The sequence below is a fragment of the Psychrobacter sp. NPDC078929 genome, from assembly GCF_050267985.1.
Lineage (GTDB): Bacteria > Pseudomonadota > Gammaproteobacteria > Pseudomonadales > Moraxellaceae > Psychrobacter.
Map to the genome: position 1 here is coordinate 17786 of NZ_JBNNFX010000027.1, position 12917 is coordinate 30702.

The 12917-nt window shown below is 44.8% G+C and carries 9 protein-coding genes; 4 read left to right on the forward strand and 5 right to left on the reverse strand.

The genetic code is table 11. The features are described from left to right. Positions 1–69: 69 nt before the first annotated feature. The 4 genes from dld to ACQKCG_RS12630 all read left to right on the forward strand — a co-directional run bounded on the left by dld (position 70) and on the right by ACQKCG_RS12630 (position 5801). Positions 70–1872 carry a D-lactate dehydrogenase gene (dld, locus tag ACQKCG_RS12615; protein ID WP_414559399.1) on the forward strand — a complete coding sequence of 601 codons (1803 nt, stop codon included), beginning with the start codon at positions 70–72 and terminating at the stop codon, positions 1870–1872. Beyond that, complete coding sequence (locus ACQKCG_RS12620; protein WP_414559398.1) at positions 1853–3259, forward strand: YjiH family protein; 1407 nt, start codon at positions 1853–1855, stop codon at positions 3257–3259. The genes dld and ACQKCG_RS12620 overlap by 20 nt, the downstream gene beginning before the upstream one ends. 155 nt (positions 3260–3414) lie before the next feature. Continuing rightward, complete coding sequence (locus tag ACQKCG_RS12625) at positions 3415–4941, forward strand: aldehyde dehydrogenase family protein (protein WP_427585429.1); 1527 nt, start codon at positions 3415–3417, stop codon at positions 4939–4941. 248 nt (positions 4942–5189) lie between these two features. Next, entirely contained in the window at positions 5190–5801 is a 612-nt protein-coding gene (locus tag ACQKCG_RS12630) for a TetR/AcrR family transcriptional regulator (protein WP_160021269.1), read from the forward strand. 50 nt (positions 5802–5851) lie between these two features. Here the strand turns inward: ACQKCG_RS12630 and ACQKCG_RS12635 are convergent, their stop codons facing one another. The 5 genes from ACQKCG_RS12635 to ACQKCG_RS12655 form a co-directional block, all read right to left on the reverse strand. Then, on the reverse strand, positions 5852–6478 hold the full coding sequence (locus ACQKCG_RS12635; RefSeq protein WP_424505598.1) for a CDP-alcohol phosphatidyltransferase family protein: 627 nt from the start codon (positions 6476–6478) through the stop codon (positions 5852–5854). Positions 6479–6558: 80 nt separating this feature from the next. Then, entirely contained in the window at positions 6559–7191 is a 633-nt protein-coding gene (locus tag ACQKCG_RS12640) for an ATP-binding cassette domain-containing protein (RefSeq protein ID WP_102093367.1), read from the reverse strand. 79 nt (positions 7192–7270) lie between these two features. Further along, entirely contained in the window at positions 7271–9034 is a 1764-nt protein-coding gene (locus ACQKCG_RS12645; protein ID WP_427585430.1) for an ABC transporter permease, read from the reverse strand. Continuing rightward, on the reverse strand, positions 9031–10329 hold the full coding sequence (locus ACQKCG_RS12650; RefSeq protein WP_427585431.1) for an ABC transporter substrate-binding protein: 1299 nt from the start codon (positions 10327–10329) through the stop codon (positions 9031–9033). The genes ACQKCG_RS12645 and ACQKCG_RS12650 overlap by 4 nt, the downstream gene beginning before the upstream one ends. Before the next feature lie 193 nt (positions 10330–10522). Continuing rightward, positions 10523–12571, reverse strand: coding sequence for an FAD-dependent oxidoreductase (locus tag ACQKCG_RS12655; RefSeq protein WP_427585432.1), 2049 nt, complete (start codon positions 12569–12571; stop codon positions 10523–10525). Between the last annotated feature and the right edge of the window lie 346 nt (positions 12572–12917).

The window sequence follows — 12917 nt, forward strand, 5'->3', positions numbered from 1 at the left end:
GACTGATAGTCACAGGTCTAAAAAATGACAAAAAAATGACAAACGCTGGTTACGCAAGGAAGCACGTTCATGACGCCCAATGCTAGAGAAATGTCAGAAAGTAGACATGAGCAAATACTGCGTTTGTTGACGGCGCTTGCTGCTGTCGTTGGTACAACCAATGTATTGACAAAACCTAGCCAACAGCAGTCTTATGTGCAAGGTGCAATTGAGGCTATCACAGACGCTACCGTCGCAGTTGTGATACCGCACTCTCTTGTGGCACTATGGCGCGTCATTAATATCTGTGCCACTTTTGATGTGATTATCATTGCTCAAGCGGCCAATACAGGCCTAACAGGTGGCTCAACTCCGAATGGAGATTATGACAGGCCACTAGTCGTAATCTCTATGCAGTTATTGGGCGGTGTGCATTTACTCAATGATGCAGCAGAGCTGATTGCTTTGCCAGCCGCTACTTTGCAGCAATTAGAGTCTACCCTTGCGCCATTAGGGCGTGAGCCGCATTCAGTACTGGGCTCTAGTTGTGTGGGCGCATCGGTGATAGGTGGTATTTGCAACAGCTCAGGCGGGATGCTAGTGCAGCGTGGTCCTGCTTATACCGAAATGGCGTTATTTGCCAGACGCAATACCTCAGGAGCGTTTGAGTTAATCAATCATCTGGGACTGGATTTGGGGTCGCAGCCAGAGGAAATGCTAGAGAACTTGCAAGCTGGTACGTTTAATAAGGTCTCAAATAGTACGAGTAACAGTAAAGCCTGTACCAACCATCATTATCAATACAAAGTCCGTGATTGTGAGGCAGAGACACCTGCTCGATTTAACAATGATCCCAACGGTCTGTATGAAGCATCTGGCTCAGCTGGCAAGGTCATTGTATTTGCGGTGAGGGTAGCGACATTTGCCAAGCCTAAAAACGAGCAAACGTTTTATATCTCGACCAACGACGCTGATACCTTGACCACACTCAGAAAACAATGGTTAAAAAGCGAGTTGAAACTGCCTGTGTTGGCTGAGTATATGCATAAAGACTATAACGACATCACGATGCACTATGGTCGAGACACTTGTCTGAGTATGCGTAAGCTTCCTGCCAGCAAGATAGGGTCGCTGTATCGGCTGCAAGCAAAGATTGGCTACTATCTGGATAAGTGGCATCTTCCAAAAACGCTGCCAGATCGGATATTACAGATGACATCTAGGTTTATGCCGCCGTCATTACCAGCCAGTTTGAGTACGCAGGCGCTCTCCTATAAATACCATTTGATTATAAAAGTTGGAGATGGTTTTGATCCAGATTCTTATAAAAACGACGGCAACAATATCGCTGCTGCGCAGGATTTTTTGCAAAATCATATGCAGCAATATCAAGGTGCGCTGCATGTATGCACAGAGCTTGAATCGCAATCGTTATTGGTATTTCGCAGTGCCGCGACCGCTGCCATGTTTCGTTATCATAATTTAAATCAAGACAAATTTGGCGAGCTGCTATCGACCGATATTGCATTACCTAGAAATGCCGTAGATTGGGACGAGACTCTACCTGAACACTTGCAAGAACAAGTCAGAAAAACCTTTTATTTGGGGCATTTTTTCTGTCATGTCATGCACCAAGACTATTTATTGAAACCTAAGACCAATGCCAAGCAGTTCAAGGATGAACTGCTGGCATTTTATGATAAGCGTCATATTGAGTATCCTGCTGAGCACAATGTGGGGCATGCGTATCCTGCTAAAACTGAGCTACATTATTTTTATAAAAAACTGGATCCAACCAATTCGCTTAACCCAGGTATTGGTCAGACAGAGAAATGGAAAAACTGGCAATCATCGCCCATCAAGGAGAAGTTAAATGACGAGTTATATGGATAAGTCGCAGCAGCCGATTTTAGGGAATAATACGGTTGATCCAGAAACGCCAAAAGCGGGACAGTGGCGTGCAGCAATGTGGAAGTTTTTGTTGTTTTCAGCATTGGGTATTGCGTTATTTATCATACCGTTTGAGTGGGATGGTAAAGTCACGATTTTACTGGGTGTATTGACCGATACGCTACAAACCGCCTTAGGTGGTTTGGTGACCTATATCACGATGGCGCTCGTGACGATATCCTTTTTTGGTGCGCTGGCCGTCAAAGCGTTAAAGCCAAATCTGAATGAAGGCTCGCTTGCTAAAAAACTCTTTGATGTTGAGTGGTTTTGGCTTGCTATCCGGTTTTTAGGAATGGCATTTGTCTGGATGATTTTTCTACAGGTCGGTCCTGAGTTTATTATCAACCGTAATACGGGCGGCGTCATTTTCGAAGATTTGATTCCTGTTTTGATTCCATTATTCTTCTTTGCCATTTTATCGCTGCCATTTTTGACTGATTTCGGCTTGATGGAGTTCTTGGGTACTTTAGCCAGTAAAGTATTTATCAAGCTTTTCAAACTGCCTGGTCGTTCAGCTGTCGATGCGATGTCTTCTTGGTTTGGTGCCGCGTCTATTGGCCTGCTAGTCACTATGCAAGAGTATGACAAAAGCTTCTACAGCCAGCGCGAAGCCGCCATTATCGCGACCACATTTTCAGTCACTTCTATCGCCTTTACCTATGTGGTTGCCAAAACCATCGGCGTAGACAATAACTTTGTCTTCTTTTATCTGACCATTGCGCTAACTGGTTTTATCGCTGCGATTATCATGCCACGTATACCGCCATTGTCTCTCAAGCCTGATACGTATCATTCTGGCAAAAGTATGCTAGATGAAGGCATTCCTGCTGAATATACAACGTACCAGTGGGCGGTCAATCGTGCCGTCACTCGCGCGCATTCTATGCCTAGCTTAGGTAAAGTGTTCAAACGCAGCGTACACAATCTGTTTGATATCTATTTGGGATTGATTCCAGTAACGTTCGCTATCGGTACGATTGGTCTTGGTTTAGCAGAGTACACGCCTGTCTTTAATTGGATTGCGACACCGCTTGTACCAGTACTTGAATGGTTGCAGATTCCAGAAGCGGCAAAAGCTGGCCCGGCCATGATTATGGGCTTTGCAGATATGTACTTGCCAGCATTGGTCGGTAAAAGCATTGAAAGTGAGATGACACGATTCATCGTTGGTGCGGCCTCAATTACTCAGATTATCTATATGTCTGAAGTAGGTGCGCTGATTTTGAAATCAAACATTAAGCTAAATGTATTAGAGCTATTTTTAATCTTTATCCTTCGTACGCTTATCAGCTTGGTAGTAATTACGTCTGTGGCGCATCTACTGTATTAGTGGCGTGTTTAGTATTCACAAGGCATCTAGCCTAACAATAATATGCAAATGGTCGGTTTTTCTGTAGGCAGTTAAACCGACTATTTAGCCAATCACATTACGGACGTTACGCACATAAAGACAATTTGATCAAAAATATAAGGCGATTGACCATTATGGAAATGCTGAATTCTACAGACTTAACCAGAGAAACTGCTATACAAGCGGCTCAAAATGAAGTTGTATTAAATGCTGCTTATATCAATGGTGACTGGGTTACGATTGAAGCAGCTGTGACCGATTCTGGTGATGCAAGCTTTGATAATACAAATAACCATATGTTGTATGATCCAAATTCAGGTGAGGAGATTGCAACGACACGTCTGTGCACCAGTGCCCATGTAGAGCAGGCAGTCGAAGCGGCTGATGAAGCCTTTGCTAGCTGGTCACAGACTAGTGTAAGTGAGCGTGCCCGCTATCTAAATGCAATTGCAGAGTCTATGGAGCAGCAATTCGATAAGTTGGTTGGACTGTCTGTATTAAACAACGGCAAACCAATTGAAGAGGCGAAGATAGACGTAGGGGACGCCATTGCCTGCTATCGCTACTATGCCAATCTCATCACAGAGCAGGCAACATGGTCTAAGGTATCAACGCTTGAATCGGGTATTCGTTTGTTAAAGACATACTCGCCAGTGGGTGTTTGTGCGCTGATTACCCCTTGGAATTTTCCAATGGTGACGACTTCTTGGAAGCTGGCACCTGCGCTAGCGGCAGGTTGTACCGTGCTATTGAAACCGTCTGAATTGACATTATTACCAGAGCTTATGCTAGGTAATATCCTATCGGAAATTGGCTTGCCAAAAGGGGTGGTTAATATCTTACTAGGTGCTGCCGAAGTGGGCACTGCTATGACCAGTCATCCACTGATTGACAAAGTATCGTTTACTGGTAGTAATATAGTCGGTGAAAAGGTGATGGCTCAAGCAGCAAAAGGCATCAAAGACATTAGCCTAGAGTTGGGTGGTAAGTCTGCCATCGCGGTCTGCGCAGATGCTGATATTGACTACGCTTGCGATTTAATCATTGGCGGTATATTTACCAATGCAGGTCAGATATGCTCGGCCACGTCGCGTTTGGTTGTCCATCAAGATGTCGCTGAGCAGCTGTTTGAGGCATTAAAAGTCAAAACGGAAAGTCTGCAAATTGGTGACGGTTTTGCGACAGAGACGCAAATGGGTCCATTGGTGAGCGAGCAGCAGCTGAATCAAGTTAAGAAATTCTTTGATATTGCGACAGCTGAAAATCTGGACTGCTTAACTGGCGGTCAGTTGTTAGAAGTATCTGGCTATTTTGTAACGCCAACTGTCTATACGAATGTGCCAACGACCAGTCAATTATGGATGGAGGAAGTGTTTGGCCCTGTATTAGTCAGTACAACCTTTATCGACAACGCAGAGGCGGTCGCCTTAGCCAACGATAGCAAATTTGCTCTAGCAGCAACCATCGTTTGCGCCGATGAGACTGCCGCGCTTGAGATGGCGCTACAAATCAAAGCGGGTCATATTTGGATTAACGAGCAACAAATCGTACTGCCAGAAGCAGGATGGGGCGGATTTAAGCAAAGCGGTATCGGCCGTGAGTTGGGCGGTGATGGTTTGTCCGCTTATCAGAAGACCAAACATGTATTGTTGACCGATTAATTGGTTTTTTAACTAGTTTGTCACTAGCCACTGTAGAGACTATTTACTAGCTATCAGCATGACTGTTGAATTATTGTAGAGTGATTGTTGATAGCTAAGTCGCGCCCTAGCATTACGTTTGTTTACCAGACCGTTTCTTATATTAACTTTACTGTCGCACCCATCTAGGATAAAATTGAGCAATCATTCAAGTTTTATAGCCGTGCCCATTTTTATATGAGGTCACGGCTTTTTAAATGGGGCACATTATGTCACGCACCGCACTTTACAACCGTCATGACGCCTTGGAGCGTGCGCTACAGCTTTTTTGGCAAAAGGGCTTTCATGCCACATCTCTAAAAGATATCGAGCAAGCGCTCGATATGCGCCCAGGCAGTATCTATGCCGCTTTCGGTAACAAAGAAGGCTTGTTTCAAGAAGCGCTAGAATACTATGCGCGTCTAGGATTGACTGAGCTTGAGCGAGTGTTGAGCCATCATGAAACGCCTTTATTAGGCCTTGCCGCTTATATACGTCAGCTTGGCGGGATTCGTGATAAAGCGTTACCGAGCCGAGCCTGTATGTTGGTCAAAAGCTTACTAGAGCTGGGTGCGCGTGAGCAAACAGCGTTAACCAAGGTGGAAATGCTGCTGGCAGGTATGGAGGCGCGATTTATAGAATGCTTTAAGGAGGCGCAGAGTGTCGGTGAGATGGATAGTGAGCTTGATCCGGTTAGACTTGGACGCCGTCTACAGGCAGAAGTTATGGGGCTACGTGCCTTTGCCCAGCGTGACATAGAGAGCTCGACGGTACACGCCCTTGCTGAAGATATGGCTTTATCTATAGAAGCACTGCGACTCGATGATTCAGTAAATGCTTAGCGGTATGATTATGATGGCTGGGTTTTGATATGGTGTATATCTTCAAATGTTTACTTGGTAGATTCGAGCTCCTTGAGGGTATGATACCCACCATGTATACGAGTAAAAATAGTAACAGCGCAGGCAGTAGCAAAGATACCAGCAAGTAGCACAAAATGCTGAGGCCAAATGCAAAGAGCAATAAAAAGAGCAATAGTTTCGGTGCCTTCGGTGAGACCATTAAGATAGTAAAAGCTTTTATATTTAAACTGCGGCTTGTCCAATTTAAATTTTTCTGCAGAAATTGCAAAGGCCAAAAAGCTCGAACCTGTCCCGATAAATGCCGCTAATAACAACGCACCTGCAATAGCATTTTGTGCAGGGTTGGCCAAAATAAACCCAAGTGGCACAGCGGCATAAAACAAAAAATCAAGCGTGATATCTAAGTAGCCGCCAGCGCTTGAGCTTTGCTGTGCGTAGCGTGCCATTGCGCCATCAAGTCCATCAAAAATACGATTCAATATTATCGCTGCCAGCGCGCCATACCATAGCTTAAACGCGAGTAGTGGTAATGCCAACATACCAACTAAGAATCCAGCTACCGTAAGCTGATCAGCCGTGATGCCGAGCTTATGTAATGTCGCTACTATTGGGGTTAGCAGCGGCTTGATGACGGGCGTAATAAACTTGTCTAGCATGCGAGCTGCCTTTTGTATTTTGCTTGTTTTGATACTTTGTTTGGGTATTTAGCGTTAATATTTGACTCTGATATCTAAAATTATCGTCCTACATAAATAACTTTGCCATTGGCTGCTTCAGCGTCACTTTGGTCGTGCGTGACCATAATAGCAGGCAACTTATGAGTACGAATCTGATCGAATACCAATTGTCGCGTATCCATTCTCAATTGAGTATCAAGTTTGCTAAACGGCTCATCAAGTAGTATCGCTTTGGGCTCACTCAGCAGCGTGCGCAGTAGGGCGACACGTGCTTGTTGACCACCTGATAGATTATCAGGATGACGATCTCCCATCCCCTCTAAACCCACTTGCGCTAAAGACTGCGCTATTTTTTTAACTCGCTGTTTTTTGTTTCCTTTTGGCATGGCAAAAGCAATATTGCCTGCGACTGATAGGTGCGAAAACAGCAGTGCGTCTTGATACAGAACACCAATACGGCGCAAATGCGCAGGCAGGTGAGTCACATTTTTATCGTTTAACCAGACAGTACCCGTCGCGGCAAAATCACTCGCCAAAGTGCCTGTTAGCCAGTTTAGTAAGCTGGACTTGCCACTACCAGAAGGGCCCATCACGGTTAGGATGTCGCCACCAGCGATGTGCTCATTGATACTCAATAACTGCTCGTTTTGACGAAACAGTTGTAAGTCTTTTATCTGTAGAGATGATGGCATCAGGAACCCTTTATTTGTATTTTTCACGACTGATTATTTTAATGTTTGATAACGTTTGCTTTTGTTTGTGACCAGCCTGCTATCGTGCGCCACTTCTAAAAAAATATTTGGGTAGCATCCAAGCCAATATAAAACCTATAAGCGGTAGCGCCATTTGCATAATCGCATAGACAGCACTGGTACGCCGACTGGCACCATTCGCCAGTGTCACTGCTTCAGTCGTGATAGTGGCAATACGTCCGCCACCTGCCAATAGAGTTGGTAAATACTGACCAAAGCTGATCGCTAGACCGAGTGCTATAGCAATCAAAATAGGGGCAAATAGCTGCGGCAGTTTTATCTGAAAGAACACTTTAATTGGTGCAGCGCCAAGGCTGGCGGCCACATGAGCGAAACGAGGATCTAGGCGTCGATAGCTACTGGCCAGTGATAAAAACACGTACGGTAGCACGAATAAAAGATGGGCAAATGCCACATTAAAAAATTCTGATTGATGATTGGCCAACTGCTGTAACCATACTAAGCCGAATAGAAACGCAATACTTGGCACTAGTAGCGGTAAGTAAATAATAAAACTGGTGAAGTGTGACAATGGTTTAGCACTTAATTGCTCAGCTTCCAAGCATAGCAGAGTCAGAAAAACAGCAAAGGCAGTACTGACGGCCCCAATGCTAAGTGTATTGACCAGTGGTGTGCTCATTTGAGTAAAGGCATTTTGAAAATGTAGTAGCACGAATTGCTCTGGTAGCATCGCCGGAAACCGCCAAAACCCTGCAAATGCCCATAACACAAGGCCGGCGAGTGACAGCAGCATAAAACCAATCACGCCTACGGTAAGTATAGCGGTGACTTTTTGCCAAATAGCATCTGCATAATGACGTTTGCCATTAACTGATGAAACATTAAATATTGCTTTGATCGTTTTTTCGCCGCCCAGCCAAAATGCAACTAAACCTGCTGTCAGTACGAGTTGTAATAATGCGCCTGCTGATGCTTTGATACGCAATGTCAGGTCGACATCGTTGAACCATTGTATGATAGAGACGGCAAGCGTTGGCGGTGTATTGGGACCCAATATCAATGGCATCTCGACACTCGCACTGGCATAGGCCAACACGGCCAAAATCGGTAAACGTAGAAAAGGATATAACAAGGGCAAGACCACCTTAAAAAAAGCAGTAATTGGGTAATAACCTAAATTGAGCGCAACAGTATATTGTTGGCGCAATTTTTTGCCAAGTTCAGGCTGAGCAAGCGCGCCCAGTGCCATTAATAATAAAAACGGCAGCTCTTTTAAGGTTAAACCTAAGATGATACTGATACCGTATGGATCATGTGGAAACATACCATCGGGTGCCATCTCCCAACCAGTTAGCCACGGGGAGATGAGCCGTGCAAACATACCTGACGGCGCAATCAAAAACCCAACGGCAATGGCTGCAGCTGCATGAGGAATGACTAAGATAGGACTTAATAAATGCTCAATACGCTGCAACCAAACACTGTTAAAAAACGCAGCCAATATCATCAGGGCAATAACAAAAGCGAGTAGGGTGCTGATAAGTCCTGTAGCAAGACTTAACGCAGCCATCTGCGTGATGCCAGGCGTTTGCCATAGGTCTATAAACCCTTGCAGGTTCAAGGTTGTTTTTTCTAGGGCAGGAACCCAGCTTAGGGCAGGCAACAGTACACAGATAAGGCCACAGAGTACGGGTAGTATTAATATGAGAATTAAGAGTTTGGGACTAAAAGACACGATACGCGTAAACAGGTCTTTTTTCTCAAGCGTAATAGGTCTAGGACTATCACCTTTTTTCGTTATTTTATCAAAACCTTGGCTCATGGACTCACCCCATAACGTGCTTGCCAGCCTTGCTGAATGGCCTCTACCCAACTTGGATGCGGCTCGCTTACCGTGCGTTTGACACTATCAAAGGGCAGGGCGCTTGGATGGGGCTGCTTGGTTTTGAATAACGCTTGTTGTGCAGGGCTAAGCGTAGATTGGACCAGTACGCTTTTGTCACCCCATACCGAAGGGGTTTGTTTTTTTGCTTGGGCTTCTGGACTCATTAAGAAGTTGGCTACTAATTGTGCCGCCTGAGGGTGGCTGGCATTATAAGGGATAGCGACAAAATGAGTATTGCTTAAGCTGCCGTCACTCATCGCATAGCTGCGAATGCTCTGGGGTAAGTCATAACGCTGTACGGCTGCAGGAACTTCTGGTGCTGAAAAGGTAAAGGCCAGACTCAGCTCAGTATCATCGACCAAGCGCCGCATCTGCGCACCTGTCTGCACGAACTGCTCGCCATTACGCCATAAGGTTGGATGAAAACCATCCAAAAACGCCCATAGCGGATCTAATATGAGCGCGGTGTTTTCTTCAGTGGCAGGCAAGTTGAGCTGTACGCTAGTGTTTTTACCCGTTTGAGCGTCTTTTTGTTCATGCAGCATAACTAAGACGTATTTTAAGAAACTCATACCCAAAAAATCAGGCGGTTTGGGGTAGCTAAAGCGGCCAGGGTTTTTTGCTGTCCAAGTGGTCAGTTCAGTTAGCGTTGTTGGCGGTTTACTGGTCGACAAGCTGTCATAATAAAACGTCAGAGAGGCTTGTCCCCACGGTGCTTCCATACCGTTGGTCGGTACACCAAAGTCAAAATTTACGGTTGGATTATTCTTTGGATCAGTCAACGCAAAGTTGGGCAGTTTATTGGCCCATTGTTTAAGTAATAACGAGTTTTCACTCATGGTGGCAAAGTTAGCACCATTAATCCAGACCAAATCAACACTGCCTTGGTTGTCATTATGAGCAGATTTTTCTGCGAGTACACGACTGACTGCTTCACTGGTGTCACTCAATTTGACATGGACTAAGTTGATATTATATTTATCATCGACTTGATCGGAGACCCATTGTAGATAAGCGTTAATCTGTGGATCACCGCCCCATGCATAAAAGTAAACATCTTGGTTGCTGCCTTGGGCCTCTATCTGCTGCCAAGGTGACAAGTCTTGGTTAATATTGGCAGTAGTTGGCGATGCGGTGCTTGCTGATATACCAATACAAATGCTTATCACCATAGCGTAGGTGCTATATCGCGTAAGACGTTTGAGCATCGGTAAAGCGGTAATAACGCGCATTCAAGTTTCCATTATGATTTAAATGTTAGTAAAGCTGGTAAAGGTTTCATAGTCTGCCATGTCAAACCAAACAGATACCGCAAAATCTAAACCAGCTTTATTGGAGTCTTTTAGAACTTTGCTGCTTGCGTCATTTAATGACGCTGATCAGCAAACTGTTCTTAATTAACTGATATTAACTAACTATCATTAACTAACCGCGACGCCAAGTATGGTATTTCTCTAACCAACTTAATACGGTCTCAGGGGCGTGAGCACGTTTCCACTCACCAGCTGCGTATTTGTTGCCCTCAGCCCAAGTCGGGTAGCTATGAATGGTGCCCAATATTTTATTGAGACCCAGACCGTGTTTCATGGCCAGTACAAACTCTGCGATTAGGTCGCCTGCATGTTCAGAAACCACCGTAACACCCAATATTTTGTCTTTACCTTTTGGCGTGATGACTTTGATAAAGCCTTTAGCTGCGCTATCCGTAATGGCACGATCCAGCTCTTCAAACTCAAAACGAGTAATCTCGTAATCGATGCCTTTATCAATGGCTTCTTGCTCGTTAATACCGACACGAGCGACTTCTGGGTCGATAAACGTAACCCACGGAATCACACGATAATCTACTTTAAACTTTTTCAGATTGCCAAATAAACCATTCACGGCGGCGTACCAACCCTGATGGGCAGCGACATGAGTAAACTGGTATGGGCCAACGATATCGCCTGCAGCAAAAATATTAGGATATAACGTCTCTAGGTATTCGTTGGTCACGATAGTACGATTGGTTTCAATACCTAGCGCCTCTAAACCATAACCTTCAAGGCGTGCGCTACGACCAACGGCACAAAGAAGCTCATCATACTCGATATCGATTTCTGTTTCATTGTGTTTGACGATAATGTATTTTTTGCCATCACGCATCTCGCAGCGCATTGCTTGATGTGAAGTCAAAATATTGACACCGCTTTCAGTAAGCGACTGGTGAGCAAAGGTAGACACTTCAAGGTCTTCTTTACCCATAATGCGATCGCTCATCTCAATTTGCGTCACATTAGAACCCAGTCGCGCAAAGCTTTGCGCAAGCTCGCTACCGATGGGCCCACCGCCCAGTACTACTAGCTTCTTAGGGGCTTCTTCTAGCTCAGCAAACTTCGTCCATAGCGTGTCACTGGTTACGTAGCCTGTTTCTTCTATACCTGGTAGAGGCGGTACAAATGGGCGAGCGCCAGTGGCAATGACGATGGTCCGCGCCGTTAGGGTCTGCATGCCGCCGTCATTTAGCTGGATTTCTACTGTCCACGGGTCAACTAATTTAGCATAGCCTTTGACCACATCGACGCCCAGATTGGTATAACGCTCAACACTATCGTGCGGTGCGATATCAGCCACTACTTGCTGTACGCGTGCCATCACTTTTTTGAATGAAAACTGCGGTACGGTGTTCTCTAGACCGTAGTTTTCCCCATGACGAATTTGGTCAGCGATTTTTGCGCTCTTAATGATGGCTTTACTTGGTACGCAGCCATAATTGAGACAATCACCGCCCATCTCACCTGCTTCAATCAGTGTGACTTTCGCTTTTACCGCGGCGGCAATGTAGCTTGTGACCAATCCGCCAGCGCCAGCGCCAATCACAATCATATTGCGATCGAACTTTTTAGGTTTGGTGTGGTTTTTATAAACACGGCGTTTTTTAAACATATTCAACACTCCTTTTGCTATTAAGGGGAAGAAACCTAATAACGCAAACGAGACAATTAAGTTGAAAGATAAAATACCCGATAAGCTGTCTATCTGTGCCAGCTGTGTCCCTGCATTGACGAAGACAAAGGTCCCAGCTAGCATACCGATTTGACTGACCCAGTAGTAAGTCCATGTTTTAATAGACGTTACACCTATCAATAGGTTAATCAAAAAGAATGGAAATATAGGTACCAGACGTAAGGTAAATAAATAAAATCCACCTTCTTTTTCGACACCTGCATCAATAGCTGCCAACCGCTCAGGAAAGCGCTGCTTGATGGTATCACGCAGTAGATATCGTGATGCCAAGAAGGCAATAGTAGCACCAATACTGGATGCAAATGACGCGACGAGCAGCCCTTGTACCAAACCAAATAGCGCACCAGCGGCTAGCGTCAGAATCGCAGCGCCTGGTAAGGAGAGGGCAGTGACGACGACATATAGTAAGAAGAACCCACCGATAATCAATAGCGGTGACTGCGCTTTGTATTCATTAAACTGTGCCATCGACCCTTTTAAGCCGTCAAGCGTCAATAATTGATTTAGGTCAAAGTAAAAAAAACTTGCCGCTAATATCAATATTAATAGTATTAAAAATATTCTTTTAATCATGAAAAATCCGGCCAAATAAGGGAGCGAAGGCTAAAATCGTAGTTATTGCTCAAACAGTAGAACACTCATTGTCTAAGTAACAGAATTCGAGTAACTATATTTAACAAAAATTGGCGATCAAAGCTAAGCTAATTGTCTGAATCGCCTGGTAATCCCCCCAATAAATAAGAACACTTACAAATAGAGATTAACTGCTAAAATACACCAGCAGGAGAATCCTATGAAAAAGACACGCTTTAGC